We start from the raw sequence: 26,116 nt of genomic DNA, 5'->3' as shown, positions 1-26,116 counted from the left end.
TCGCATTACCTGACTGAGCAGCGGTTCAAGCGGCCCCCACCAACACCGGCACCTCAACCCGGTCAATCACCTTCGCGCTGATCGACGGGTCCAGCAATCGCCCCAACCGCGACAGGTGGCGGTGGCCCATGATGATCAGCTCGCAATTGAGTTGTTGTGCCTTGGTGACAATCGCCTCGACCGGCTGCCCGGCGACCATGCAGCCCTGGCTGCTGAAGCCGGCCTGTTGCAGTAACTGAACGGCTTCACCCACGGCGCGATCGCCCAGGCGTTGCTCCTCGCAGGCGGCAGGGTATTCCTCCAGTTCCTCGGCGGTGTAGGGCGCGGGCTTGTCGTGCACGGCGAAGGTTGAGTCGATGGCCAGCAGTACGTGCAGTTCATGTTCATCGGGGCGGCAGTAGCGGCGGGCGAGGGTGAGCAGGGCGGTGGAGGCGGGGGAGGCATCGATGGCGATCAGGACGGGGCTGGGCATGCGGAATCCTAAGTTGAGGCTTGCTGATGTGCTTGCAGGCTCGGCCCTTTCCCGGGCAAGCCCGCTCCCACAGGAACTGCACACCACTTGAGCATTGTGGGATTCCTGTAGGAGCGGGCTTGCCCCGCGAAAGGGCCAGGTCTGCCAATGCTTCATTTATGGCCGAACACCGCCATTGAATAAATGCCCCACCACGCACGAGCGCATTGCGTCTGGTGCAATCCATCAACCTGCTACCATCGCCTTTCCCCACAGCTGTCACGGAAAACGGCCATGCAACTCCCGGACATGAACCTGCTCGTCGCCCTCGATGCCTTGCTCGACGAAGGCAGCGTGGTCGGCGCCGCGCAGCGCATGAACCTGAGCCCGGCGGCGATGAGCCGCACGCTGGGGCGTATTCGCGATGCCCTGGGCGACCCGATCCTGGTGCGCGCCGGCCGTGGCCTGGTGCCGACCCCGCGGGCGCTGGCCTTGCGCGAGCAGGTGGCAGCACTGGTGGAGCAGGCTGGCGAGGTGTTCCGCAGCGCCGATGCAGTCGACCTGCCCAGGCTTGATCGCGCCTTCAACATTCGCACCAATGACCTGTTCATCGCCTTGTATGGCGCCCAGCTGCTGCGGCGCATGCATGAACAGGCGCCGCGCACGGTGCTGCGCTTCGTGCCGGAAAGCCCCGGTGGCGACGACGACAGTGTGCTGCGCGATGGGCGCACGGACCTGATCATCAGCTCCACCGTTGACCTGGGACCGGAAATCAAGGTGCAGAGCCTGTTCCAGACTTTCTACGTGGGCCTGGCACGGCGTGACCACCCGATCTTCGACCAGCCGATCACCCCGGCCAGCTTCGCCAGTTATCCACAGATCAGCGTGTCCCGCCGTGGCCGCGCCAACGGGCCGATCGATGTCGAACTGGCCAACTTCAAGGTGCAGCGGCGGGTGGCGCTGATCACCCCCAGTTTCCACTCGGCGCTGTTCTCGCTGCCGGATTCGGACCTGATCCTGCCCATGCCGGCCAATATCCTCAACAGCGTGCACAAGCTCGGGCTGCCGTTGCGTTCCTTCGAGATCCCGGTGCCGCTGGAGCGGGTGACCGTGCTGCAGGCGTGGCACCCACGCTTTCACAATGACCCGGCGCATCGCTGGCTGCGGCAGACCTTGAAGGCCTGTTGCAGCGTCGACCCTTGAGACCAGGTTGGATTCTTCGCGGGCATGCCCGCTCCCACAGGTACACCGCAACCCTCAATAACTGTGAATATCGCTGTGGGAGCGGGCGCGCCCGCGAAGCAGGCGACTCGGTTCAGGAGCGGATTGCGTCTGGCGCAACATAAACCTGCCGAGAAGTCAGTTTTCGTCAGCATTCGACCTTCTTAGACTGGCTCCAGTCGCAAATTTGTTGCTGGAGATGTCTGCCCATGAGTTCCCTGTCCGCCCCTTCTGCCGCGATTGCCGCCGCCCCCGCGCCGGCCACGCCTGCGCAGACGGCGTTCGGCCTGCGGGTGGTGGTCGGGCTGTTCGGTGTATTGCTGGCCGTACTGTGTGCCGGCCTCAACGAGTCGGTCACCAAGATTTCCCTTGCCGACATCCGCGGTGCCATGGGCATTGGCGCCGACGAAGGGGCCTGGTTGCTGGCAGTCTACAGCGCTGCGTCGGTATCGGCGATGGCCTTCGCACCCTGGCTGGCCACCACCTTTTCCCTGCGCCGCTTCACCATGAGCGCGGTCGGCCTGTTTGCCGTGCTCGGGCTGCTGCAACCGTTCGCCCCCAACCTGCACAGCCTGATGCTGCTGCGCGTGCTTCAGGGCTTTGCCTCGGGCGCCTTGCCGCCGATGCTGATGAGCGTGGCGCTGCGCTTCCTGCCACCTGGCATCAAAGTCTATGGCCTGGCCTGCTACGCACTGACCGCCACCTTCGGGCCCAACCTCGGCACGCCGCTGGCTGGCCTGTGGACCGAGTACGTCGGCTGGCAGTGGGCGTTCTGGCAGATCATCCTGCCCTCGGCACTGGCCATGTTCTGCGTCGGCTGGGGCCTGCCGCAGGATCCGCTGCGCCTGGAGCGCTTCAAGCAGTTCGACTGGCGCGGCGTATTGCTCGGCCTGCCGGCCATCAGTTGCATCGTCCTCGGCCTGTCACTGGGTGATCGCTGGGGCTGGTTCGATTCGCCGCTGATCTGCTGGTTGCTCGGCGGTGGCGTGCTGCTGCTGGTGCTGTTCATGTACAACGAATGGTCCGAGCCGCTGCCGTTCTTCCAGCTGCGCATGCTGCAGCGGCGCAACCTCAGCTTCGCCCTGGTGACCCTGGCCGGCGTGCTGATCGTGTTGTCCGGCGTGGGCAGCATTCCATCGGCGTACCTGGCGCAGATCCAGGGCTACCGCCCGGCGCAGACCAGCCCGCTGTTGATGCTGGTGGCCATGCCGCAGCTGATCGCGCTGCCACTGACTGCAGCGCTGTGCAACATTCGTGCGGTGGACTGCCGCTGGGTACTGGCCATCGGCTTGGCCATGCTGGCGGTGTCGTGCGTGGGTAGCAGCTTGCTGACCAGCGAGTGGATCCGTGGCGATTTCTACCCGTTCTACCTGCTGCAGGTCTTCGGCCAGCCAATGGCCGTGCTGCCGCTGCTGATGCTCTCCACCAACGGCATGAGCCCGCAGGAAGGGCCGTTCGCCTCCAGCTGGTTCAACACCGTCAAAGGCCTGGCCGCCGTGATTGCCGGTGGCCTGCTGGATGCCTTGGGCACCCTGCGCCGGCACTTTCATTCCAACCACCTGGTGGACAGCCTGGGCAATGCCCCGCTGATCGACGACAACGCTGCCGGCCTTGCCAAGCGCATTCACGACCAGGCGCAGGTGCTGACGTCCGCCGACCTTTACCTGGTCATGGCCTGCATCGCCGTGGCCCTGATCTGCCTGATCCCTTTCGTGCCTACCCGGGTCTATCCGCCGCGCGCGGTGGCCTGAACCCTGGATGAATTCGAGACACTCAACATGACCAACCACCGCAAGACCTTTCTCATCGGCTCGGTGCTCGCCGTGGCCGTGCTGGCCGGCATCGTCGGCCCCTGGCTGTTCGGCAGCGACCACCGGCAGCGTACCAATGATGCCTACGTGATCGCCGATTACACCGTGGTCGCCCCCAAGGTTGCCGGCTTCATCAAGGAAGTGCTGGTCGAGGACAACCAGCAGGTGCAGGCCGGCCAGTTGCTGGCGACCATCGATGCCCGCGATTACCAGGCTGCGCTGGATGCGGCCCAGGCACAGCTACTGGTGGCCAAGGCGCAGAGCGCCGATGCCCGCGCCACCCTGGAGCGCCAGGCCGCGCTGATTGCCCAGGCCCAGGCGGCGGTGACGGCAGCCCAGGCCGAAGCAGCGTTCGCCGACCATGAGGTCAACCGCTACAGCCGCCTGGCCGAGCAGGGCGCCGGCACCGTGCAGAACGCCCAGCAGGCGCGCAGCCGTGTCGACCAGGCCCGCGCACGCTTGGCCAACGCCCAGGCGGCGCTGGTGGCGACACGCAAGCAGGTGGACATCCTCACGGCCCAGGTGGCCAGCGCCGATGGCCAGTTGAAGCGTGCCGAAGCCGGCCTGGAGAAGGCCCGGCTGGACCTGTCCTACACCCGCATCACTGCGCCGGTCGACGGCATGGTCGGCGAGCGTGCACTGCGCGTCGGCGCCTTCGTCAATCCTGGTGCGCGCCTGCTTTCGGTGGTGCCGTTGCAGCATGCCTATGTGGTCGGCAACTTCCAGGAAACCCAGCTGACCCATGTACAGCCAGGCCAGCCGGTCAGCATCAGTGTCGACACCTTTTCCGGTGAAACCCTCACAGGCCATGTCGAGAGTATCGCCCCGGCGACTGGCGTGACCTTCGCTGCGGTAAAACCGGACAACGCCACCGGCAACTTCACCAAGGTGGTGCAACGCATTCCGGTGAAGATCGTCTTCGATGACGGGCAGCCGCTGCTCGCACGCCTGCGCGTGGGCATGTCGGTAGAAGCGACCATCGACACCCACGGTGACCAACTGACCGGCAAAGAGGTGAGCGCCCGATGAAACCTGCCGTACGCTTGAGCCCGCTGTTGCTGGCCGTGCTGATGGCCGGCTGCACGCTGGGGCCGGACTTCCAGCGCCCGGACAGCCAGGCGCCACAGCAATGGGCGGCGCTGCAAGGCGAGGCGGCTGCCAGCCAGCCTCAAGCCGAACCGCTGGAACTGCGCTGGTGGGAAACCTTTCATGATGCCCGCCTGAGCGCACTGATCCAGCGGGTGGCCGAAAACAACCTCGACCTGCAGATGGCCAGTGCCCGCCTGCTGCAAAGCCGCGCCCTGCGCAGCACGGTGGCGGCCGATGAATCACCGTCGGTGGACGTCAACGCTGGCTACAGCCGCGCTCGCAACAGTGCCGTAGGCCTGAACGACCCGTCCGGCAAGGCGGGCAAAGAGGCTTTCAACCTTTGGCAGGGCGATTTGGTGGCGGGTTGGGAGCTGGACTTGTGGGGCCGTGTGCGCCGCCAGGTCGAGGCTGCTGATGCCACCGTGGAAGTGGCCGAGAACGACCGCCGCGGCGTGTTGCTGGCGCTGCTCTCGGAAACGGCCGGCAACTACATCCAGCTGCGTGCCGTGCAGCACACCCTGGAGGTGACCCGCGACAACCTGAAGGTCGCCGAGCACAGCCTGAAGCTTTCCCAGGATCGTCAGTCCGAAGGTGTCGCCACCCGGCTCGACGTGGCCCAGGCCAGCGCCCAGGTGGCGTCCATCGAGGCGCGCCTGCCAAGCCTTGAGGCCCGGCGCGACGACCTGATCAATGCCCTCAGCCTGCTTGCCGCCGAACCGCCGCGCAGCCTGCAGGCCGAGTTGCTGCCAGCCGGAGAGCTGCCGGCGCCGCAGCAGAAGTTCGCCATCGGCTTGCCCTCCGAGCTGGCCGAACGGCGCCCAGACATCCGCCAGGCCGAGGCACGCCTGCATGCTGCCACTGCGAGCATTGGTGTCGCCAAAGCCGACTTCTATCCCAGTATCCGCCTGTCTGGCAGCGTCGGTTTCCAGGCCATGCAACTGGCCGATCTCGGCGGTTGGGATTCGCGTCGCTTCGCCTTCGGCCCACAGTTGTCACTGCCGATCTTCGAAGGTGGCCGGCTCAAAGGCACCCTGCAACTGCGCGAGGCGCAGCAGCAGGAAGCAGCGCTCAACTACCGCAAGGTGGTGCTCGGTGCCTGGCACGAAATCGACGATGTGCTACGCCTGTACAACGCCAGCCAGTTGCGTCGCGACCACCTGGCCGAGGCGGTGCGGCAGAACCGCATCGCCCTGGAAACCGCCCAGCGCCAGTATGTGGAGGGCGCGGTGGACTTTCTCAACGTGCTGACGGTGCAGGGTGCCTTGCTGGCCAGCGAAGAGCAGTGGATCGACAGTTCTGCCGCGGTGTCGCAGGCGCTGGTGGGGCTGTACAAGGCCTTGGGCGGTGGCTGGCAGGCATTCGATCTGAAAGCATAAATGGCCGGGGCCGCTTTTCGGCCCTTTCGCGACACAAGGCCGCTCCTACAGGCGATCGCTATCCCTTGTAGGAGCGGCCTTGTGTCGCGAAAGGGCTGCAAAGCAGCCCCGGCTATCCCCAGACAGATGAGGAGGCACAGATGCACATTTCCTTGAACGGCAAGCGCGCCATCGTCAGCGGCTCTACCGCCGGCATTGGCCTGGCCATCGCCATCGGCCTGGCCGAGGCGGGCGCCGAAGTGGTACTCAACGGCCGCACCCAGGCCCGTGTCGATGACGCCCTCAAGGCTGTCCGCGAGCGCCTGCCGCAAGCGCGCATCATCGGCATCGCCGCTGACCTGGGCACGACAGAGGGGGCGCAAAAGCTGTTCGACCAGGTGCCGCACACCGATATCCTGGTCAACAACCTCGGCATCTTCGAGCCCAAGCCGTTCTTCGAAATCGATGATGCCGACTGGCAGCGCTTCTTCGATGTCAACGTGCTCAGCGCCGTGCGCCTGTCGCGCCACTACGCCCAGGGCATGGCACAGCGCAAGTGGGGGCGGGTGATCTTCCTGTCCAGCGAGTCGGCGTTGCAGATCCCGACCGAGATGATTCATTACGGCATGACCAAGACGGCGCTGCTGGCGGTGTCCCGTGGCCTGGCCGAGACCTTGGCGGGTACTGGGGTGACGGTGAACTCGGTGCTGCCGGGGCCGACCCGCTCGGAGGGGGTGGGTGACTTCTTTGCCAAGCTGGCACAGGAACAGGGGGTATCCAGCGAAGAGCTGGAGGCCAACTTCCTGGCCGAGCACCGGCCAACTTCGCTGATCAAGCGGTTGGCGACGGTGGAGGAGGTGGCCAACATGGTGGTGTACCTGGCGTCGATGCAGGCCAGTGCCACGACTGGAGCGGCATTGCGGGTGGATGGCGGGGTGCTGCGTTCCATTGCCTGATGTGTCGTCGCCTGTACCGGCCTCTTCGCGGGCTCGCCCGCTGCCACAGGTACAGCGCTATCCCTGTGGGAGCGGGCGAGCCCGCGAAGAAGCCGGTACAGCCAACCCATGACTCAAAGCGGGCGCAGTAGCCCGAAGCGTTTGCGCAGGGCCCAGTCCAGCAACCGCCGTGGCAGCAGGCGGGCCATCAGTGGCAGCGCCGTGCTGCCATTGCCCAACCGCACCACACCCGGCACCGGAGATTTGCCAACTGCCGCCAACACCCCCTGGGCAAATTCCGCCGCCGACGTCGGCTTGTCCTGCGATGCCCGCGCCCGCGCCTGCACATGCTCGCGCAGCGGCCACCACGGCGAATCCGCCGCCAGCACCTGATCGGCCTGGCGCTGGGCATTGCTGGCGAACTGCGAGGCAATCGCCCCCGGCTGCACTTCCATCACCTGGATGCCAAACGGCGCCAGCTCCAGGCGCAGTGCGTCGCTCAGGGCATGCACGGCGGCCTTGGACGCGCAGTAGGCGCCGGCGAACGGCGTTACCAGCACCCCCGAGACGCTGCCGATATTAACCACCAGCCCGCGTGCACGGCGCAGCAACGGGAACAGTGCGCGGGTCACCCCGACAACCGCGAAGACATTGGTCTCGAACTGCTGGCGCAGGGCATCGACGCCGCCGTCGAGCAGCGGCCCCATGGCGCCGTAGCCGGCGTTGTTGATCAGGATGTCGAGGGTTTCAAGCTCCTCGGCCAGACGGGCCAGGGCCTCGCTGTCGTTCACATCCAGTTGCCGGGCGCTGAAGCCGGCGGCGTTCAGGCGCTCGACATCCTCAGCTTTGCGGGCGGTAGCCCAGACGTGGTGGCCGGCATCGCGGAAGGCGTCGGCCAGGGCGCGGCCGATGCCGCTGGAACAACCGGTGATCAGGACGGTGGGCATGTTTGAGGCCTGTTTTGCAGGTGGGGTTTGTTTAACCTGTGCCGGCCTGTTCGCGGGCAAACCCGCTCCCACAGGGATGTCGCCGAGCCTGAGGGCAGCGCTGTACCTGTGGGAGCGGGTTTACCCGGGAAAGGGCCGGAACAGGCGCTGGACTAGTTGGCAAATGTACCTTGCAGATGCTCTGCACGGAATTCCAATGTCTGTGGGCGGTATCCCGAGCGCAGCGGGGGCAGAGGCAAGCAGTCCTGCCACTCGGCCCCCGGCTGCAGTTCACCCGGGCCACGGTAGCGCGGTGCGTTATAGGTGTTTTCCGCCAGGTTCACGGTATCGCCCGGTGCATACGCCGCTACGCGCCAGCGCAGTTCGGTCAATGGCACTTCGTTACCGTTCTTCATGCGCACCTGCAGCGCACGGTCGGCAGGGCAGTGTTCGGGGGCATAGCTCAGGCGCAATTCCAGGCGTGCCAGTTGCGAGGCTTCGCGGTTGTCCTGCCAGAAGACCAACAATGCCACCAGGCCAAGGCCACAGATTGCGGCCAGGCTAATCGGCAGGGCCTTGGCCGGGTAGCGCAACAACAGCACCAGCCAGGTGAGGATGAGAAAGGCACCGATGATCATGGGGCAGGCAGACCTTGGTTGCGCAGGTCTGACCATCGTAGCGCCAAAACGGGCTGGCCTCAAAAGGAAGGGGCCGCTTTGGCGGCCCCTTGGGTGTTGCTTTACTGCGCGATGGTTTTCACCGAAACGCCACGCTCGATCGGCGTCGAAGTCCGCCCATAGACATCCTCGAAGCGCTCGATGTCGTCCTCGCCCAGGTAGCTGCCAGACTGCACCTCGATGATCTCCAGCGGGATCTTGCCGGGGTTGCGCAGGCGGTGGATCGAGGCGATCGGGATGTAGGTCGACTGGTTCTCGGTGAGCAGGAACACGTTCTCGTCACAAGTCACCTCGGCAGTGCCGGACACCACGATCCAGTGCTCGGCGCGATGGTGGTGCATCTGCAGCGAGAGGCTGGCGCCTGGCTTGACGGTGATGTGTTTGACCTGGAAGCGGCCGCCCATGTCCACCGAGTCGTACGAGCCCCACGGGCGATACACTTCCAGGTGGTTCTGGGTTTCGCTGCGGCCCTGCTCGTCGAGGGTCTTGACCATCTGCTTGACGCCCTGGACCTTGTCCTTGTGGGCAATCATCATCGCGTCCTTGGTCTCGACCACGACGATGTTCTCCAGGCCGATCACCGACACCAGCTTGCCGTTGCCGTGGATCATGCAGTTGCGGCTGTCCTGCACCACCACGTCGCCCTTGGTGACGTTGCCGTCGGCGTCCTTGTCGTGCACTTCCCACAGCGACGACCAGCAGCCGACATCGCTCCAGCCGGCCGACATCGGCACCACGCAGGCACGCTGGGTCTTTTCCATCACCGCGTAGTCGATGGAGTTGTCCGGGCAGCAGGCGAAGGTGGCTTCGTCGATGCTCAGTACATCGCCGTCTTCCTGGCTGCGCTCAAGGGCCAGCAGGCAGGTATCGTAAATGTCGGAGTCGTGCTTTTTCAGCTCTTCAAGGAAGCGGCTGGCGCGGAACAGGAACATGCCGCTGTTCCAGAAGTAGCCACCAGCGGCGACGAACTCGGCGGCGCGCTTCTCGTCGGGCTTCTCGACGAACTGGGCAACCCGGGCCACGCCTTCGGGCAGCAGCGCGTCCTGGCTGGAACGGATGTAACCGTAGCCGGTTTCCGGCTTGGTGGCCGGCACACCGAACAGCACCATCTCGCCGCGCTCGGCAGCCACGGTGGCCAGGGCCAGGGCACGTTGCAGGGCCTTCTGGTCGTCGATCACGTGGTCGGCGGGCAGCACCAGCATCAGGTCGTCACGGCCTTCGTTGACCAGCTTCATGGCGGTCATCGCCACGGCTGGCGCGGTGTTGCGCCCGAACGGCTCCATCAGGATGCCTTGGGTTTCCAGTTTCAGGGCCGCGAGCTGCTCCTGGACGATGAACTTGTGGTCCTTGTTGCAGACCACGATCGGCGCGTCCATGCCTTCGAAGCGCAGGCGCTCGATGGTCTGCTGGAACAGGGTGTGTTCACCGGTCAGCGCCAGGAACTGCTTGGGGAACTGCTTGCGCGACAGAGGCCACAGACGGGAACCGCTACCACCAGAAAGAATTACCGGGATCATCATGTTTCTCCAATAGTCGTTATGAGGCAGGGGGATCAGTTGCTAGCCACGGGGCGAGTTACCCACACCGGCGACAAGTTGCCGCCGGAACCCGTTACGTACAGCACGGCCGCTTCGCCACGCTCCAGGGCGACCGGTTTCAGGTCGCTGACTTTCTTGTTGCCTTCGAACAAGGCCAGGTTGACCTTGACCGGATTGATTTCACGCTCGCCGCGGCCCTTGGTGGCCACCGACGGCACCACTTCAGTCTTGCCGTCGGCGGTTTTCAGGGTCACCGCCTGGTCGCTGAGGTTCTGCACGCGAACCAAGGCTTTCTGCTTGTTCTTGAACGGTGGTTCTTCGATCAGCTGTGGGGTGCCGCTGGCGCTGTTGACCAGGGTGTAGTACTTGTCCGCCGCCAGCTTCACCGGCACGCTCTTGCCGCCGACCTGGGCGGTGTAGTCACCACCGGGCAGGAAGCTGAAGTCGCTGCTGGCCTGGGCGCCGACCTGCTTGATCTGGGTGTTGCCGACGCTGGCCGCAGCCGGGGCGCTGGAGGCGTTGTACAGGCGCACGAAGGTCGAGCCTTTCGGCGCGCTCGGGCCGTACAGCGCGGCGTCGGCACCGGCGAAGGCCTGCATGGAAGCAAGGGAAAGGCCGGCCGCGAGGGTGAGGGCTTTGGCAATGGAAGTTTTGGTAGTCATGTGCATTTCCTCTCTATCGATCAGTGATTCGTCCGGGTGGACGACAAGGCCAGGTTTTCTTCGGATTTACGTGAGTTCTTCAGCTGTGCGATCCACTGCGGATCGAAGCTGCTGAGGTCATTGGTCATTGGCAGATAACGCTCGGGGAATTCCCACACCACCACTTGTGGCGCGGCGTTCTTGAAGGCATCGCTCTGCAGATACTTGAGCATCGGCAGCAGCGGGCCGTGGCCGTCTTCGGCGTAGTTGGCGACGTCGCTGTGCAGCGCCTGCTGCAACGCACCGAGGAAGTTCCAGTGCGGGTTGGCGCTGTAGCTGGTGCCCACCAGGGCGACCGGGATCTGGTTATCGGCGAACAGGGCGTCGCCGCCTTCGCCTGCGGTTTCGGCAGGGCGGGTCGTGCGCTGCTGCAGGTTGTCCGGGGTCGGCAGCAGGTTGCTGAACAGGGGGTCCAGGGGCAGGAAGTTGGTCAGGTCACCCTTGTACGGGGTGGAGCTGCCCGCTTCGGTGATAAAGGTCTGCGGGGCGCCGTTGAGCAGGTTCTGGCGGCTGACGGCCTCGGCCAGCGCCTGCGCCGCCACTTCGGCACCCATCGGCGTCCAGTGGGTGTCGGTACGCAGGAATACCTGACCGCGGCCCTTGGCCTGTTCCAGGGCTGCCATCAGGTCAGGGGCGAACACGTTGGCCTGGCGTGCCTGGGCATGGAACCGGTTGTACAGGTCGTCGTGCAGGCTGGCCGGTTGCTGCTTGCCGATGTACTCGGAATACACCCGTGCCTTGGCCGGAATGATCGCCAGCACCAGCTGGCTGCCATGCTTCTGCAAGGTGTCGCGTACCCCGCGGATCAGTGCCAGGTTGTCTTGCATCTGTTGCTCGGCACCGGCGCTGGGCTTGAACTCTTCGTCGCTGAACAGCCACTGGTCGCGGCCCAGCACCACGCCTGGGCGGCCTTCGTTGAACAGCTTGAAGTCCAGCGCGGCCCAGAGGTTGGTACCGAGGCGCTTGATCGGGAACTGGTCGTCGTAGTGGGTCTCGGCGGCCTTGGCCAGCTTGCCGTTGAGCAGGGTCATCTGCTCGGTACGGTGGAAGCTGTCGAAGCCACCGGTGGACCAGGCGCCCATGCCCACCAGCAGGCCGAGAAACGACAGGGAATAGGTGACGCGTAATGTCCGGGTCATGTCATCCACCTCAGAACTGGAAGTACAGGAACGGCGAGTAGCTTTGCGCCGAAAGCTTGAGGATCGAGGCCACGAACAGCAGCAGGATCAGGGCGCGGGTCATCACCCGGGTCCAGTCCAGGCCGATCGAGCCATCGGCGTTGACCTGGGCCGGGGTGCGCACGGCTGCTGCCGGCGTGGCGTTGCGGTAGAAGTCGCGCAGGCCGAAGAACGCCAGGGTGAGGTAGGCGATCACCAGGGTCGCCACCTGCAGGCCGGTGAGCTGGGCGCGGTTGAGCTCCGACAGCTGCCAGTCGCCGAAGCTGAACATGGCGCCGTACATGCGGGCGGCGACGTGCAGGTTCTCAGCACGGAAGATCACCCAGCCGACCACTACCAGCAGGAAGGTGAAGGCCCATTTGACCGGGTTGAAGCGCTGCGGGTTGGTGTCGATGCCCAGCGCCCGCTCGATCGCCAGCCACATGCCGTGCCAGGCACCCCAGATGATGTAGGTGAAGTTTGCGCCGTGCCACAGGCCGCCCAGCAGCATGGTCAGGAACAGGTTGCGGTAGGTGTTGAAGGTGCCTTTGCGGTTACCGCCCAGGGTGATGTACAGGTAGTCGCGCAGCCAGGTCGACAGGCTGATGTGCCACCGCCGCCAGAACTCGGTGATCGACTGGCTGATGTACGGCTGCTTGAAGTTCTCCATGAAGCGGAAGCCCATCATCAGCCCCAGGCCGATGGCCATGTCGCTGTAGCCGCTGAAGTCGAAGTACAGCTGCGCGGTGTAGGCCAGAGCGCCGAGCCAGGCGTCGCCAGTGGTCGGGTTCTGCAGCGCGAAGCAATGGTCGGCCACCACCGCCAGGGTATCGGCGATGAACACCTTCTTGATGAAGCCCTGCATGAAGCGGGTGCAGCCTTCGGAGAACTTGTCCAGGGTGTGGGTGCGGTTATTGAACTGGTCGACCAAGTCCTTGAAGCGCAGCACGGGGCCGGCGATCAGGTGCGGGAAGATGGCCACGAACGCGGCGAAGTCGATCAGGTTGCGGGTGGCCGGGGTGTCGCCGCGGTACACGTCGATGATGTAGCTGATCGACTCGAAGATGTAGAACGAGATACCGATCGGCAGCAGCACGTGGGTGAGGATGAACGGTTCGAGGCCGAACGAGGTGATGATCGCATTGAGGCTTTCGACGCCGAAGTTGGCGTACTTGAAGTAGCCGAGGATCGCCAGGTCCACGCCCACGCCCAGCAGCAGCCAGCGTTGGGCCGGCTTGGTACGCACGCCGGCGGCGCCGACTTTCAGGCCGATCCAGTAGTTCCACAGGGTCACGCCGGCGAACAGGGCGAGGAAGTCGACCCGCCACCAGGCATAAAAGATGTAGCTGGCGACCAGCAGCAGCAGGTTGCGATAGCGTTGCCCGCTCAAGTAGTACAGGCCGAGGAAAACCGGCAAGAACAGGAACAGGAACACGTTGGACGAGAAGACCATCCCGGTTCTCCTTTTTTGTTCACAGCATCCGGGGCACAGCGCCCCCCAAACCCCCCGGTAAAAAAACCGGAGGAAACCGTTGTTACTTCAATACTGCTGGCGAGGGCTTCGCCCTCGTATCGCGACGCAAGGCCGCTCCCACAGGTACCGCGCATCCCTTGTGGGAGCGGCCTTGTGTCGCGATGGGGCGCGAAGCGGCCCCAATCCAGGCGACACCTACTTCTTCGATTCCGCGCTCGGGTCATAGACCCGGGTCATGTCGCCGCCGAGCCTGAAACTGTTGAACGGCTGCATGTGCTGCTTGCGCTGCAGGGTGTCGCCAACGCAGTGATAGAGCGCGCACCAGGGCTCGAGCCAGGAGTACTTGCTGTCGACCTTGAGGTCGGTCAGGTCCTGCTTCTCACCTGCGCGCTCCTTGAAGTGGCTTGGATCGCGGGCGCCTGCCAGCACGCCTTCGCCCAGACGTTGCAGGGCGAAGTTGTTCTCGGCGCGCAGGTCCACGCCATTGACCTGGGCGAAGCTGGCGATCATCGCCAGCGGCGGCAGGGCATAGTTGTGATAAGCCAAGGCACGCTGCTTGCGCTTGACCTCGTTGGGCAGGAAGCCCTGTTCGTCGACCTGGTTGGCGCCGATCTTGTATTCCTTCACGGCCCAGTCGAACAAATCACGGCGGTCGGTGGCGACGGCGGTGGCCATCACCGACCAAGCCGCCCAGTAGCTGTGGTTGTTGATCTTCTCCAGCGGCAGGTCACTCCAGTCGCGCACGGTCTGCTCGGCGAGGCGGGCGAACCACTTCTCGATCAGCTCGGCCTCGGCCTGGTGCGCGGCCAGCGGCTGCGAGTTGGAAAACTTCAGGCGCAGCCACGAACCGCTCATGCTGCCCAGCGCCCATTTGCGCATGGACTTGCCGGTGTGGTTGTAGTCGGTGGACAGCAGCGCATTGGCGCGTGCCCAGGTACCGAGCCAGGCCAGGGTGCAGTCGAGCTGCGCCGGGCGACCGTCGCGCATGTACTGGCCGACCATCTTGCTCACACCCTTCTCGAGCGTGGTGATGTCTTCGGTGGACTTGCGGAAGGCTTTTTCCGAGGCAACGTTGAGTGTCGCCCGGGCCTTGTCCGAGCCTTCGTACTTGCTGCGAAACTGCAGCGCGCCGGTATACGGCTTGGGGGCTGGCTCGCAGCGGAAGTTGCCGTCACTGGTCTTCAACTTTTCGATGCCCTCGTAGTAACCCTGCGGGGGCACCAGTGCGGCCTGTGCGGCGCTGCCAAACAGGGCGAGGGTAAGCAGGGCGGGGCTGAAAATTCGCTTGAGCATGGTCATGGTCGCCTCACTGGCCAGCCTGCGCAGTCTGCGCGGGCACGGCAAAGTTGTTGCGTTTGCAGAGCTTGGCTTCGACTTTCTGCGTGCCTTGTTCCGGGCCCTGGACTTCGAAAGCCAGCAGGCTCTGACCGGCCCAGTCTTCGTCTTCGCGCATCTGGAAGACGAAGCGGCCGTCGGTGTCCGAGGTCTCCGGTTTTTCCAGCTTGATGTCTTCGTGACGGCCATTGAGGTACCAGAGCGTGGCCTGCAGCACCTTGACCGACGGATCTTCGAACTTGACGTCCATCTGCATGTTGCGGTTGATCAGGTCCTTGATCACGCCGCCCTTGCCATTGACCATCAGCTCGTTCTTGCCGGGCTTGAGGGTGGCGCTGGCGCTCATCAGGGCTGGGCGATCGTCGCAGCCGTCGTCGAGCAGGGCGAGGATCTGCCGCCAGATGGTTTCCTGGTCCAGGCGGTACAGTGGCGAGAATTCCCAGATGAGGATCTTCGGTGGGTTCTTCTGGAATTCTTCACTGCCCAGGTACTGGATCATCGAGCCCTCCAGGCCGCCACCGGGGAAGGCGACGTTGAGCACGTCGGCGCCGATGTACTGCTCCAGGAAACCCGAGAAGTTGTAGTTCTTGCCACTGTGGCTGGTGCCGACCAGGGTGATCTGGGCGTTGCCGCTGTCACCGAACAGGTCGTCGCCGCCGCCGGTCGAGCCTTTCGGCTCGGTGGTGAACTGGTCCATGTACTGCACGGCGTAGCTGGTGCCGCAGAGCTGGCCGGCAACGTTGTGCAGGGTGCCGGTCTTGCCCATGCGCCCGGACTTGTGGGTTTCGAATTCCTTGCGCGGGATGCCTTCGAAGGCCGGCATCTTGTGCACGGTTTCGGCCACGATCTTCGCGGCGCGCTCGGCGCCGTAAGGCGTCCAGTGCTGGTCACCACGGAAGTAGAAGTCCTTGCCCTGGTCAGCGGCGGCCAGCTGCTCGTTGGTCAGCGGCGACAGGTCGGGGACGTTGTAACCCATGCTGGCGAAGCGCTTGAGCATGGCCTGGTAGTTGCCCAGTGCCTTCTGGTAATCGAAGGCGGCTTTCTCTTCTGGATTGAGCATGTTGCGGTTCACCAGGCCACGGGTCGGCTGGTAGACCACGACCAGTTCCACGCCGCGCTTCTTGAACGCATCGTGCACCTGCTGCAGGCGTTTGTAGCCGGCCGGGGTGGTATTGAACTCGGTGCGCAGGTCTTCGCGGGTACGGAACAGCCAGTCACCCTGGGCCTGTACCAGGGTGGTGAAGTTCTGCTGGTAGCGGGTGGTGTAGCGGCTCGCGTCATGCGCCTCGGGGCACAGCTGGCAGCAGGGCTCGGCGGTGAAGGTCGGGGCCTTCACTTCGTCGGCGCGCACGCCCTGGCTGATGGCCAGGAGGGCGGCGGACAGGCCCAGCAGTTTCATCAGGTGTGGAGTCATGGTCTGGGCTTCCTTAATCGATCATTTCGGTCTGGCGTTCGACCGGGTCGATCAGCACGGCCTTCTGCTGGCGCACCAGCAGGTCGAGGATTTCGTCCTGGCGTTCGCCAAGCACGCCGTTGAGGCTGATGCCGCTGGCTTTGCGCGGGGCGAGCATGGACACCTTGTACAGCTCGACCGACAGCGGCGAGTCGATCGACAGCGGGCCGGAACCGTTGGCCGACAGCTCGCCGCCGACCACGATCAGCGACACCTTGGTGTCGAACGGGTCGAGAGCGATGTCGCGGTCGGTATCGGACAGGTCCTTGATGTGCCCGTACACGCCGACCAGGCCGTTGGCCATGGCGATGTTCTCGTACAGGCGAATGTTCACGCTGTTGCGCACGCGGATGCCGTGGCGACGGTTGTTGATCAGCTTGTTGCCCCAGATCAGGTTGTCGCCGCTCTCGTACAAGGTGATGCCGTCGGTGTGGTTGCGGTAGATCTCGTTGTAGGCCACCAGGTTGTTGACGCTGTTACGGTCGATCACCACGCCGGAAAGCTTGTTGTCGTAGCTCTTGTTGTTGATGATCCAGCTGTCGTTGACCTCACGCGAAACGATGATGCCGTGCTTCTTCTTGGTGCCGTACACGGTGTTGCCCGCGATGATCAGGCGGTGCGAGCGGTCGTGGGGGTCGATGCCGTAGACGATGTTGTCGTGGTAGGTGTTGTCCTTGACCACGAAGTCGGAGGTCTCGTAGCAGTAGAAGCCGTACCACATGTCACTGAATGTCGAACCGATGATCCAGCCGGTCGGTTCCGCGCGGCCCATGCGCTTGGACATGTTCGGTGTGTACTGCGAGATGCTCACGCCATACGACTTGGACTTGGCATAACCGAAGCTGGCCATCGTGGTATTGACGATGTAAGTCTCGGTTCCACCCCACGACAGCAGGAACGGGCGGAATTCCTTGGGCGAGCGGAAGGTCGCCGGACCGTTGTCCTTCTCGCGCCAGCCGATCACCTGGGTGTCGGTGACGAACAGCTTGCCGTCGTTGACCAGGAACGAACCGCCTTCCTGGGACAGGCGCAGTTGCTTGACCTTGCCGTCGATCTCGAGAATGCCCTTCTGCCCGACCACGATCGGCAGGCGCGCCAGGTAGACGCCCGGCTCGACTTCGCTGAGGTACTGCTTGGGCACCTTCTTGCTCAGCTCGACCAGGTCGACATGGCCGTCATCGATGAAGATCGCCTGAGGAATGCCGTGCTGGCGCTGCACCCACTCGGCGGCCTTGTTGTCGCCGCCGACGAATTCCTTGAGGGTGTCCTCCTGGAACATGCGGCGCAGGCTGACCTTGCCTTTGTGGCGGCGGTCGATCTTCTTCTGCACGGCCTGCGCGGTGTAGCCGGTGAGGTCGGGCAGTTTCGGCGGGTCCATCTGCAGCGGCTCGATCGGTGCGCTGGCCACAGTGTAGGTCTTGGCCTGCTGCAGCTCCTTGGCGATCACCTGGGGCTCTGCGGCGACGGCCAGGTGGCTTGCCAGCAGCAAAGCGCTGGCAAGGAGGCTGGGACGGATGTGCGGGTGAAGGTTCATCAGGGGTCTCCCGGCCTCAGAAGCGCCAGATCACGTCGACGAAGGCGCGGTGCATGTACGAGTCCGCTTCCTTGCCATAGGCATCGCCTGGCTTGAACACGCCGGCACGCAGGCGCACCAGGGCGGAAGGCTCGTCGATCGCCTGGCTCATCGAGGCCGGCAGCAGGCCTTGCTTGAAGTACTTGGTGACGACCACGTCCATTTCCTGGCCCAGGTCTTTTTCGCCATCGACCAGTTGGCGGTTCACGCCGTTGTCGTCGACCACTGCATTGATGCCGCTGGAACCGATGTTCTGGTTGCCGTCGACACGCCAGAACTTGTGATAGATGAGGCTGGCGTCGTAGTCGTCGCGCAGCTGCCAGGAGGCGAACAGGGTGGCCGCCTGGAGGTTGCCCAGCTCGCCGCGGAAGGCTTCGCCGAAGCGGTGCACGCGCGAGCGGGTGCCGGTGAAGTTGGAGCGGTTGCTCTCAAGGCCAGTCTGCTCGAAGTTGTTCGAACCGTCGTCGCCGCCGCCACCGCTACCACGGGCGTAGGCCGCACCGACCTGCCATTGCGGGTCCAGGCGCAGGCGGATGCCGAGGTCGGTGGCCCAGGCATTGACATTGCCGCTCTGCTTGCCGGTGGCCACGGTCTGGTCGCCGACCGTCTGGCTGCTGAGGGTGTCGCGGTCACCGGTCAGCCAGGTGACGCTGCCCCAGTATTTGACGGTGTGGTCGTTGCGCCAGTTGTAGGCGTCGCTGTTGGCTTCCAGGCCCAGCCAGGTGAGGTCGCCGGTGCGGGTCTTGTCCAGCGCGTCGACGGTTTCGCCCGGGTTTTTCAGGCTGCCGCTGTCATGGGTGTGGTGGGCGCGCAGGCCGACCCAGTGGCCAGGGGTCCACTGCGTGGCGACGTTGCCGTAGATGTGGGTGCGGTCCTTGTCTTCCGGGGCCAGCTCGGTGAGGTCGGTACGGTATTCGCTGAAGCGCTGGGCAACGCCCAGGTCTGCCTTGAGCAGGGTGGTGTCGAAGGTCCAGTTCAACGCTTCGATGTTGGTGTCGCGCCACATGCCATCGTCGCTGCGCAGGCGCTGGCGGCCGAGGCGCAGTTGCTCGCCCGGGTAGGCAGTGAGGCCGCTGTAGCCGACCCAGAACTCGCGCATGGCCAGGTAGCTCTTGTCCTGCTTGCGGCCATCGGCGGCGGTGTCGGTGGTGGTGCCGTCGTCGTTCTGGCGCAGGGTATCGGTTTCGATGGTGTCGGTGGCGGTGACCGCCTGGCCCATGGCGTAGGCGCTCCAGTTGCCGCTCTCGCCGTACACCCAGGGGCGCAGGTCGAGGCCCAGGCCGTTGACGTCGCCGCCCGGACGGGTACCGAGGTCACGGTCGTCTTCCGATTGGCCGGTGATTTTCACATCAAGGCCGAAATTCTTCTGGGCGGTCATGTCCGCCAGGGTCGGGCAGGACCACAGTAGGGCGAAGCTCAGGCCAATGCCGGCTTTCACGAATGGATTGAGCGTCATAGCGAGTCCTCAGCTTCTACTTCTTTTTCGTCGTCTTGCAGCGCTTCGAGGGCCAAGGTGCTGGTGGCACCCTGGAGCATGCTGCCGCGCGCCTGCTTTTCCTGCGCCAGCAGGTTCTGCGCCTGGGTACGCTGGTCAGGCGTGAGTTGCTGGTCGAGCTGCTGCAGCAGTTCGCTGGACTGTGGTGTCGGGTTGACCTGGGACAGTTGGGCGAACACCCAGGCGTTGCCCGGCTGTGGACGGATGCCATGGCCTTCGCTGAACAGTTGGGCGAGGGCGTAGTCGGCGCTGTTCTGGCCGCCGCGGGCAGCAGCCAGCAGGTGGTCGACGGCCTTTTGCGGCTCGACATGGCCCAGGTAACCGCGGCGGTACAGCTGGCCGAGGTAGTAATGGGCGCTGATTTCGCCGGCGTCGGCGGCGGCCTGCAGGTGTTGCTCGGCCTTCTTGGCATCGGCTGGCAGGGTCTTGCCCTCGTAGTACAGGCGGCCCAGCAGCAGTTCGGCGCGTGGCTGTTCGGCCTCGCGGCCCTTGTCGATGTAGGCCATCAGCTGGTCGGTGTCGCCCAGTTCGGGGAAGTCGTACAGCAGCTGTGCCAGGCTGACCCAGGACGCCGGGTTGGCCGGGGCGACCTGTTCGAGCAAGTCCTTGGCGGTTTTCTCGTCGGTCTGGCCGAGGCTGCGGTCAGCCAGCACGCGGGCAACGCTGTCGACCCGGGTGGCCGGCACCGCGCCACGGCTGTAGGCGGATTTGAGCTGCCCAAGCAGGGCGGCCTGTTGATCGGCCTGGCCACGCTTCTGGTAAACGGTGGCCAGCTCGACGTAGCAGATGTCGGTAGCGTTCAGCGCGGCTTTGCAGATTTTCTCGACGTCGTCCAGGTGCTGGTCGTAGGTGCCCTGGGTGCGGTACAGCAGCACCTGGGCCAGGCCCGCTTCCGGGTTGCCGGCGGCGCGCCATTGGTCGATCTGCTGCTGCGCGTTGACCTTGGGGAAGCTCTGCGGGTAGGTCAGGTAGAGCATCGCCAGCGGGATCAGGGTATTGCCTTCACCTTGCCTGGCGGCGGCCTTGAGCAAGGTTTCCGCTTCTTCACGCTCGGCCTGCGTGCTGTCGGGCTTGGCTACCAGCAGGCGGCCAAGGCGTGCCTGGGCACGCGGCGAGGAAGGCGCGGCTGCGCGGTAGGTGGCTTCGGCCTCCTTGATTTTCGCCGGGTCGCGAGTGGCAACCTTGATGTCGGCCAAGCCCACTTGTGCGTCGCTGTAACCCAGGTCGGCCAGGGCCTTGTAGTTGCGCTCGGCCAATGCGGTGTCGCCGCGCTTGAGGGCTTCGTTGGCCAGACGCTGGTCGGGCAGGCCCGCACAGCCGGCCAGGGCGACCGCGGCCGCCAGGGCACAGAGGCCCAGGCTTGCGCTTTTCTTATGGGGAATCATCACGGGATCCTCTTACAGACCGCGGGCCACGGCTTTGTCGATCAGCCAGTTCAGCGAAGGGCCACGGTCGCTGTTGACCGAAGCCGGGCGGCCGGCGAGCTCGGCAGGCATGGCGCTGTCGGGCTTGATCTGCACGCGGATGTCGGAGGCCAGGTCATCGCTGTTGAGGCTGGCGCTGCTGACGATCTGGCCGGTACGGACTTCGTCCTCGCCGGCCACCTGGAAGTTGACCCGGGTGCCTGGCTTGACCTCGTCGAACTGGCGGTAGCTGAAGCGGGCCTCGACCATCGGGGTTGTGGTGCGTGGCACCAGCTGGAAGATCGGCTGGCCCTTGGCAGCGTACTGGCCGTCGTCCACCAGCTGGCGCGTGACCACGCAATCGCAAGGGCTGGTCAGGGTGCCGGAGAGCTGCTTGCCGAACAGTTCCTCGATCTTTGCCGGTTCCAGCTGCGAGTCGTCCAGGCTGCCCTTGAGCATGTCCAGCATGCTGGTGGTAAAGCTGGCCAGCGGCGCGCCCTTGACGATCTGCCCACCGGTTTCGGCCAGGCTGTTGACGGTACCGTCGCGCGGCATGGTGACGGTGGTGGTCGGCACGGCGACCACGCCGGCTTCGGCATGGCTGACGAAGTACATGCCGTACAGCGATTTGGCGACGAAACCAAAGGCGGCCACGCCGACCACGAACACGCCGAGGGTTACCGTCACGGCCTTCAGGCGGCCGAAGGCGGACAGGCCGGAGCCACTGTCCTTCTGCTTGCGGGCCTTGGTGAAGTTGTCGCGCTGCAGGGTGCTGAGCACGTCGCCGACGGTGATCAGCTCACCCGACAGGTGGGTGGTGATGATGTGGCGCAGGGTGGCGATGTCGCGCGGTTCGAGGTTCTGGAACTGCGCGCCGGTGCGGCCGCTTTTGCTGTCGTGGGCGCGCACCTGGAATTCGATGTCCATCGACAGGCCGAGGTTATCGACCGTGAACTGCAGGCGACCGCGCAGCACTTCACCGACCGACAGTGGCTGTTGGGTGTGGAAGCTCAGGCCACCGGCGGAGAGGTCGTCGACCTTCACATCGTGGGCCTGGCGTTCTTTGTCGAGGAAACGCAGCTTGGCCGGGATGCGTACCCGGGCGTGTTGGCGCTGGGCTTCGGACTCATGCACGACGTTGACGTTCACGGCGGTATTCATCTTGGTTTGTTCCTGTTAGTTCCGATCCGGGTTGGGCTCACACGACCATGAACAGCACAGCGACGAAGATGCTGGCAGCCGAGAAGGTCATGGTCCGCGAGGACCAGGTGTTGAACCATTGTTGAAAACTGGCGAGGTCACGCTTGAGGGCAGTCGGTTGGCGGGTCCAGGACTGCTTGTCGAGGCGGAAGAACACGTAGATCTTCATCAGCGCGCCGACGATCTGGTTGTAATAGAGAATCAGCGGATAGGCCGGGCCGACGTTGTGGCCGGAGCACAGCAGCATGATGGTGAGGATCAGGCGGGTGATGCCGATCCACAGCAGGTACACCAGTAGGTAGCCCATGCCGAACTTGAGGCTGGCGATCACCGCCACGGTCAGCCCGAGCAGGCTGGTCCACATCGACACGCGCTGGTCGAACAGCACGATGCTGGTGAACAGGCCCAGGCGGCGCAGGCCGAGGCCCAGTGCACGGGAGTTCTGACGCAGGTTGTTGCCGTACCAGCGGTACATCAGCTTGCGGCTGGCCTTGAGGAAGCTCTTCTCCGGAGGGTGCTCGACCGTGTTGATCGCGGCGTCTGGCACGTAGAAGGTGTCGTAGCCCAGGCGCATCAGGCTGAACCAGCTGGACTTGTCGTCACCGGTGAGGAACTTGAAGCGGCCCAGGCGCCAGTGCATCAGCGAGTCGCTTTCGACGTCGGCGATGAACTCAGGGTTGGTCACGACGCTGGCGCGGAACATCGACATGCGCCCGGTCATGGTCAGCACGCGCTTGGACAGGGCCATCGAGCACATGTTGATGTGGCGCTGGGCGAAACGCAGCTTGTGCCACTCGCTCATGATGTAGCCGCCGCGCACTTCGCAGAACTCGTTGGTGGTCAGGCCGCCGACGTTGGGGAACAGCTTGAACCACGGCACGGTCTTGCGCACCACACCTTCGCCGAGCACGGTGTCACCGTCGATCACGGCGACCACGGCGTTTTCGTCAGGCAGCATCCGCGAGATGGCGCGGAAGCCGTAGGCCAGGCCGTCGCGCTTGCCGGTACCGGCAATGCGCACGATGTCCAGTGTGACGTGTGCGGGCGGGTTGTAACGGGCCCACAGGCTCTTTACCAGCAGTTCATCGGACATCTCCACCAGCGAGCAGACCACGGTGGTGGGGTAGCCGCATTCGATCGCCTCGCGGATCACCGAGCTGTACACCTGGGCGGTGGTCAGCGCTTCGATACGGAAGCTGGTGACCATCAGGTACACGTGCGACGGCGCGGCGGCATCGCCCATCTTCTGCACCTTGCGGCGCAGGTACGGGTAGACGCCGTAGAGGAAGATCATGCCGCGGATGAAATGGGTGGCGCCCATGGAATAGCGCCAGATGCCGACTGCGCCGACCAGGAAGATGAAGTGCTTCGACTGCGAGTCGAAGATATCGGCTGGCAGGGCCAGGGCGATCAGCATGAGCAGGCTCATGTAGAGCAGCCACCCGGCGCACTGCAACAGCACTGTCTGGAGCCTTTGCATGTTCAGCATCCGTCGAGAATTCGGGAAAGGGTGGGCAGCGATGGTGGGGAGGCCACCGCTGCCCGGTCGGGCATTACCAGCAAATGCCTTCGGTACGGCTGGTGGTGCAGGTTGGCTTGCTCATGAAGCCGACCAGGTCGATCACCTGCTTGCCTTCCGGCGCTTGCTCGGCAAGGGCGCGGAACTGCTCGTCACGGTTGCCCAGGACGATGATGTCGGCGTTGTCGATGACCTTCTGGAAGTCGGCGTTGAGCAGCGACGAGACGTGCGGGATCTTCGACTCGATGTACTCTTTGTTCGCCCCGTGGACGCGGGCGTACTCGACGTTCTCGTCGTAGATATCCAACTGGTAGCCCTTGCCGATCAGGCGTTCGGCCAGTTCCACCAGCGGGCTTTCGCGCAGGTCGTCGGTGCCCGCCTTGAAGCTCAGGCCGAGCAGGGCGACCTTGCGCTTGTCGTGGGCTTCGATCAGCTCGAAGGCGTTCTGCACCTGCGATTCGTTGCTGCGCATCAGCGAGTCGAGCAACGGTGCACGCACGTCCAGGGAAGCGGCGCGATAGGTGAGGGCGCGCACGTCTTTCGGCAGGCACGAGCCACCGAAGGCGAAGCCAGGGCGCATGTAGTACTGCGACAGGTTCAGGACCTTGTCCTGGCAGACGACTTCCATCACATCACGGCCATCCACGCCGACCGCTTTGGCGATGTTGCCGATCTCGTTGGCGAAAGTGACCTTGGTGGCGTGCCACACGTTGCAGGTGTACTTGATCATCTCGGCCACTTCGATCGGCTTGCGGATGACCGGCGCGTCGAGCTCTTCGTACAGGGCTTGCAGCACATCGCCGCTGGCCTTGTCCAGTTCACCGATGACCGTCATCGGTGGGTGGTCGTAGTCCTTGATGGCGGTACTTTCACGCAGGAACTCCGGGTTCACGGCAACGCCGAAGTCGGCACCGGCCTTCTTGCCCGAGCAGTCTTCGAGAATCGGGATCACCACGTTCTTCACGGTGCCCGGCAGCACGGTGCTGCGGACCACGATGGTGTGGCGACGCTCGCTGTCGCGCAGCACGTAGCCGATTTCGCGGCACACCGACTCGATGTACTCAAGGCCCAGGTCGCCGTTCTTCTTGCTCGGGGTACCGACACAGATCATCGACACGTCGCTGGCGCGGATGGCCTCGGCGAAGTCGGTGGTGCCACGCAGGCGGCCGTTGGCGATGCCTTGTTGCAGCAGTGCTTCCAGGCCAGGTTCGACGATGGGCGACTTGCCCTGATTGATCAGGTCGATCTTGGTCTTGGACACGTCCACACCAATCACGTCATGACCTCGCGCCGTCAGGCAGCCTGCACAGACCGCACCCACATAACCCAAACCAAAGATGCTGATACGCATCGCTATCACCTCATGTGTTTATCACGCCAGCTCTTCCGGAAAGAGCCGGACTGGGTTGATTAACAACAGTTTTCAGGCGCACGGATCCATGGGCGAAAGCTCACTTCGCCGAGCGCAGGTATGAATAAATCCGTCGCGCACAAAGTTGTGCACTAAAAGTTGGCAGTATTAAGCCAGTACTTAAAAGGCGTGCCCTGTAATGCAGCCGTCTTTATTGCAAAGCGCTACTTGGCGCCATGCTGTGCTTGTTTTTTCAAGTGGAAAAATCCTTTGAAATCAACCACTAGGACGAGTTTGAAAGGGCGCGTTACTCCTCTTTGAGCAGCGCCTGCGGGGGTTCCCGTTGCGTCTGCCAGATTATCGAAGCGGGTAGTGATACCTGCCGGTTGTCATCTGTAAGTCATCTCTCACACCGCAGGGGCAGGAAATTCGTTACGGCACTATGAGCGATGGGTCGTGGGAGAAGTTCCGAGGTGGGTTCCGCTTCGATGAAAGATTTCTAAATAATTTTTAAGTGGCAAATACTTTCAAATTGATAGCACGTTGCAGTTTCACCCCCGCGTAGAAAGGACGAAACTGAGGCTTGGTAGTGTTGTGCCAGCATGGAAAAAATTTTTTCAAAATTCGTCAAAAAAGTACGAACGGTCTTATGGCGTTCGGCGATAGCACCCTGTGTGACGTGTTTTTGGCGCCTGAAGATTGACTTGATGGCTTTTTGCAGCTGCCCTGCAATGGGGCGCTGCTGGAAACATATCCGGTAACACACAAAGGCCATACTAAAGCTAAGGCTTTTCCGTCAGCTGCCGTTACTCCCTTTGGACGCTCTGAGGAGCTGTCCATGAACGAGGGAGCGTCCTGGGCAGCCTCTGGCCACTGGCCAACGAGGGCGTCTCATCCATCAATCACATGGAAGAGACGAGAGAAAGCTTATGAAGAAGACCACACAGGTTCTGATCGGCGGGGTATCGCTGCTGCTTGCTGGCATGGTGCAGGCAGGGCCCCCCGTGGAAGTGATCATCAAGAACCTTGGAACGCAAGCTGCGACGATGAAGCTGGTGACCTCCAATGAAACCAGCACCTACCAGATAGCCAATCCGCAACCCTCCAAGGCGATCCAAGCGAGCTCGTCGACTTCCATGCGCGTTCAGCGGGTTGTCAGCCCGGATGTGAATGCCGCCATGATCCGGTACACGATCGGCGGGAAGACCTGTGCTTTCGGTACGACATTCCAGATGCGAATGTTACCCGGAGGAGTCAAACAGCCCGAATGGACCAAAACGGCTACTCCGAGTGGAGGGGCGACCTGCAAGGCCACGATAACCAGTACGGCCGCAGATTACTCATGGAAAGTTGAGTTCACCATGAAGTAACCGTCACGTGAACAGTGCATTGCCTTGGTTTAAACAGGGCAGTGCACTGGCATTGTCGACTGTATCTGAATCATGTGCTTGG

At 63.7% G+C, this 26,116-nt stretch carries 21 protein-coding genes; 6 read left to right on the top strand and 15 right to left on the bottom strand.

Annotation, left to right across the window (positions count from 1 at the left end):
• Window positions 1–25 precede the first annotated feature (25 nt).
• Window positions 26–472: a universal stress protein gene (locus APH33_RS08405; protein ID WP_054884690.1), complete on the bottom strand. Its 447-nt coding sequence runs from the start codon at window positions 470–472 to the stop codon at window positions 26–28.
• A 273-nt stretch (window positions 473–745) separates the two neighbouring features.
• Between APH33_RS08405 and APH33_RS08400 the strand changes: the two genes are divergently transcribed.
• The 5 genes from APH33_RS08400 (at window position 746) to APH33_RS08380 (ending at window position 6,883) form a co-directional block, all read left to right on the top strand.
• Window positions 746–1,654, top strand: a complete 909-nt coding sequence (locus APH33_RS08400; protein ID WP_054884689.1) for a LysR family transcriptional regulator — start codon at window positions 746–748, stop codon at window positions 1,652–1,654.
• 227 nt (window positions 1,655–1,881) lie between these two features.
• On the top strand, window positions 1,882–3,423 hold the full coding sequence (locus APH33_RS08395; RefSeq protein ID WP_054884688.1) for an MFS transporter: 1,542 nt from the start codon (window positions 1,882–1,884) through the stop codon (window positions 3,421–3,423).
• Between the two features lie 27 nt (window positions 3,424–3,450).
• On the top strand, window positions 3,451–4,512 hold the full coding sequence (locus APH33_RS08390) for an HlyD family secretion protein (RefSeq protein ID WP_054884687.1): 1,062 nt from the start codon (window positions 3,451–3,453) through the stop codon (window positions 4,510–4,512).
• Entirely contained in the window at window positions 4,509–5,948 is a 1,440-nt protein-coding gene (locus APH33_RS08385; protein ID WP_054884686.1) for an efflux transporter outer membrane subunit, read from the top strand. The genes APH33_RS08390 and APH33_RS08385 overlap by 4 nt, the downstream gene beginning before the upstream one ends.
• Window positions 5,949–6,088: 140 nt before the next feature.
• Window positions 6,089–6,883: an SDR family NAD(P)-dependent oxidoreductase gene (locus APH33_RS08380; RefSeq protein WP_054884685.1), complete on the top strand. Its 795-nt coding sequence runs from the start codon at window positions 6,089–6,091 to the stop codon at window positions 6,881–6,883.
• Window positions 6,884–6,996: 113 nt separating this feature from the next.
• On the opposite strand, the gene APH33_RS08375 is transcribed toward APH33_RS08380, so the two are convergent.
• From APH33_RS08375 to APH33_RS08310, 14 genes are all read right to left on the bottom strand, one after another.
• Window positions 6,997–7,809, bottom strand: a complete 813-nt coding sequence (locus APH33_RS08375; RefSeq protein WP_054884684.1) for an SDR family oxidoreductase — start codon at window positions 7,807–7,809, stop codon at window positions 6,997–6,999.
• Window positions 7,810–7,961: 152 nt separating this feature from the next.
• Entirely contained in the window at window positions 7,962–8,426 is a 465-nt protein-coding gene (locus APH33_RS08370) for a hypothetical protein (protein WP_054884683.1), read from the bottom strand.
• Window positions 8,427–8,527: 101 nt separating this feature from the next.
• Window positions 8,528–9,982 (bottom strand): mannose-1-phosphate guanylyltransferase/mannose-6-phosphate isomerase, encoded by a 1,455-nt coding sequence (locus APH33_RS08365; protein WP_054884682.1) that lies wholly within the window; start codon window positions 9,980–9,982, stop codon window positions 8,528–8,530.
• Window positions 9,983–10,017: 35 nt separating this feature from the next.
• Entirely contained in the window at window positions 10,018–10,665 is a 648-nt protein-coding gene (locus tag APH33_RS08360; protein WP_054884681.1) for an alginate O-acetyltransferase AlgF, read from the bottom strand.
• A 20-nt stretch (window positions 10,666–10,685) separates the two neighbouring features.
• A complete protein-coding gene (locus tag APH33_RS08355; protein WP_054884680.1) occupies window positions 10,686–11,843 on the bottom strand; it encodes an alginate O-acetyltransferase in 1,158 nt (385 codons plus the stop codon).
• A 10-nt stretch (window positions 11,844–11,853) separates the two neighbouring features.
• Entirely contained in the window at window positions 11,854–13,314 is a 1,461-nt protein-coding gene (locus APH33_RS08350; protein ID WP_054884679.1) for an MBOAT family protein, read from the bottom strand.
• A 216-nt stretch (window positions 13,315–13,530) separates the two neighbouring features.
• A complete protein-coding gene (locus APH33_RS08345) occupies window positions 13,531–14,634 on the bottom strand; it encodes a mannuronate-specific alginate lyase (protein ID WP_054884678.1) in 1,104 nt (367 codons plus the stop codon).
• A gap of 7 nt (window positions 14,635–14,641) precedes the next feature.
• Window positions 14,642–16,084, bottom strand: a complete 1,443-nt coding sequence (locus APH33_RS08340) for an alginate O-acetyltransferase (protein WP_054884677.1) — start codon at window positions 16,082–16,084, stop codon at window positions 14,642–14,644.
• A gap of 13 nt (window positions 16,085–16,097) precedes the next feature.
• Entirely contained in the window at window positions 16,098–17,657 is a 1,560-nt protein-coding gene (gene algG, locus APH33_RS08335) for a mannuronan 5-epimerase AlgG (RefSeq protein ID WP_054884676.1), read from the bottom strand.
• A 16-nt stretch (window positions 17,658–17,673) separates the two neighbouring features.
• Window positions 17,674–19,152: an alginate export family protein gene (locus APH33_RS08330; protein WP_054884675.1), complete on the bottom strand. Its 1,479-nt coding sequence runs from the start codon at window positions 19,150–19,152 to the stop codon at window positions 17,674–17,676.
• Complete coding sequence (algK, locus tag APH33_RS08325; RefSeq protein WP_054884674.1) at window positions 19,149–20,576, bottom strand: alginate biosynthesis TPR repeat lipoprotein AlgK; 1,428 nt, start codon at window positions 20,574–20,576, stop codon at window positions 19,149–19,151. Before algK ends, APH33_RS08330 begins: the two co-directional genes overlap by 4 nt.
• A 12-nt stretch (window positions 20,577–20,588) precedes the next feature.
• Entirely contained in the window at window positions 20,589–21,755 is a 1,167-nt protein-coding gene (locus APH33_RS08320) for an alginate biosynthesis protein Alg44 (protein ID WP_054884673.1), read from the bottom strand.
• 37 nt (window positions 21,756–21,792) lie between these two features.
• Window positions 21,793–23,274 (bottom strand): glycosyltransferase family 2 protein, encoded by a 1,482-nt coding sequence (locus APH33_RS08315; RefSeq protein WP_177332362.1) that lies wholly within the window; start codon window positions 23,272–23,274, stop codon window positions 21,793–21,795.
• 73 nt (window positions 23,275–23,347) lie between these two features.
• A complete protein-coding gene (locus APH33_RS08310; protein ID WP_054884671.1) occupies window positions 23,348–24,664 on the bottom strand; it encodes a nucleotide sugar dehydrogenase in 1,317 nt (438 codons plus the stop codon).
• A 929-nt stretch (window positions 24,665–25,593) separates the two neighbouring features.
• Here APH33_RS08310 and APH33_RS08305 point away from each other — a divergent pair.
• Window positions 25,594–26,034, top strand: a complete 441-nt coding sequence (locus APH33_RS08305; RefSeq protein WP_054884670.1) for a hypothetical protein — start codon at window positions 25,594–25,596, stop codon at window positions 26,032–26,034.
• The last annotated feature ends 82 nt before the right edge of the window (window positions 26,035–26,116 follow it).

The organism is Pseudomonas sp. NBRC 111130 (assembly GCF_001320485.1).
GTDB classification, from domain to species: domain Bacteria; phylum Pseudomonadota; class Gammaproteobacteria; order Pseudomonadales; family Pseudomonadaceae; genus Aquipseudomonas; species Aquipseudomonas vlassakiae.
This window is presented reverse-complemented; position numbering and strand designations above follow the sequence as displayed.

Coding starts and splice junctions, on each gene's coding strand:
- APH33_RS08405 (WP_054884690.1), bottom strand. CDS start 472: ATGCCCAGCCCCGTCCTGATCGCCATCGATGCCTCCCCCGCCTCCACC.
- APH33_RS08400 (WP_054884689.1), top strand. CDS start 746: ATGCAACTCCCGGACATGAACCTGCTCGTCGCCCTCGATGCCTTGCTC.
- APH33_RS08395 (WP_054884688.1), top strand. CDS start 1,882: ATGAGTTCCCTGTCCGCCCCTTCTGCCGCGATTGCCGCCGCCCCCGCG.
- APH33_RS08390 (WP_054884687.1), top strand. CDS start 3,451: ATGACCAACCACCGCAAGACCTTTCTCATCGGCTCGGTGCTCGCCGTG.
- APH33_RS08385 (WP_054884686.1), top strand. CDS start 4,509: ATGAAACCTGCCGTACGCTTGAGCCCGCTGTTGCTGGCCGTGCTGATG.
- APH33_RS08380 (WP_054884685.1), top strand. CDS start 6,089: ATGCACATTTCCTTGAACGGCAAGCGCGCCATCGTCAGCGGCTCTACC.
- APH33_RS08375 (WP_054884684.1), bottom strand. CDS start 7,809: ATGCCCACCGTCCTGATCACCGGTTGTTCCAGCGGCATCGGCCGCGCC.
- APH33_RS08370 (WP_054884683.1), bottom strand. CDS start 8,426: ATGATCATCGGTGCCTTTCTCATCCTCACCTGGCTGGTGCTGTTGTTG.
- APH33_RS08365 (WP_054884682.1), bottom strand. CDS start 9,982: ATGATCCCGGTAATTCTTTCTGGTGGTAGCGGTTCCCGTCTGTGGCCT.
- APH33_RS08360 (WP_054884681.1), bottom strand. CDS start 10,665: ATGACTACCAAAACTTCCATTGCCAAAGCCCTCACCCTCGCGGCCGGC.
- APH33_RS08355 (WP_054884680.1), bottom strand. CDS start 11,843: ATGACCCGGACATTACGCGTCACCTATTCCCTGTCGTTTCTCGGCCTG.
- APH33_RS08350 (WP_054884679.1), bottom strand. CDS start 13,314: ATGGTCTTCTCGTCCAACGTGTTCCTGTTCCTGTTCTTGCCGGTTTTC.
- APH33_RS08345 (WP_054884678.1), bottom strand. CDS start 14,634: ATGACCATGCTCAAGCGAATTTTCAGCCCCGCCCTGCTTACCCTCGCC.
- APH33_RS08340 (WP_054884677.1), bottom strand. CDS start 16,084: ATGACTCCACACCTGATGAAACTGCTGGGCCTGTCCGCCGCCCTCCTG.
- algG (WP_054884676.1), bottom strand. CDS start 17,657: ATGAACCTTCACCCGCACATCCGTCCCAGCCTCCTTGCCAGCGCTTTG.
- APH33_RS08330 (WP_054884675.1), bottom strand. CDS start 19,152: ATGACGCTCAATCCATTCGTGAAAGCCGGCATTGGCCTGAGCTTCGCC.
- algK (WP_054884674.1), bottom strand. CDS start 20,576: ATGATTCCCCATAAGAAAAGCGCAAGCCTGGGCCTCTGTGCCCTGGCG.
- APH33_RS08320 (WP_054884673.1), bottom strand. CDS start 21,755: ATGAATACCGCCGTGAACGTCAACGTCGTGCATGAGTCCGAAGCCCAG.
- APH33_RS08315 (WP_177332362.1), bottom strand. CDS start 23,274: ATGCAAAGGCTCCAGACAGTGCTGTTGCAGTGCGCCGGGTGGCTGCTC.
- APH33_RS08310 (WP_054884671.1), bottom strand. CDS start 24,664: ATGCGTATCAGCATCTTTGGTTTGGGTTATGTGGGTGCGGTCTGTGCA.
- APH33_RS08305 (WP_054884670.1), top strand. CDS start 25,594: ATGAAGAAGACCACACAGGTTCTGATCGGCGGGGTATCGCTGCTGCTT.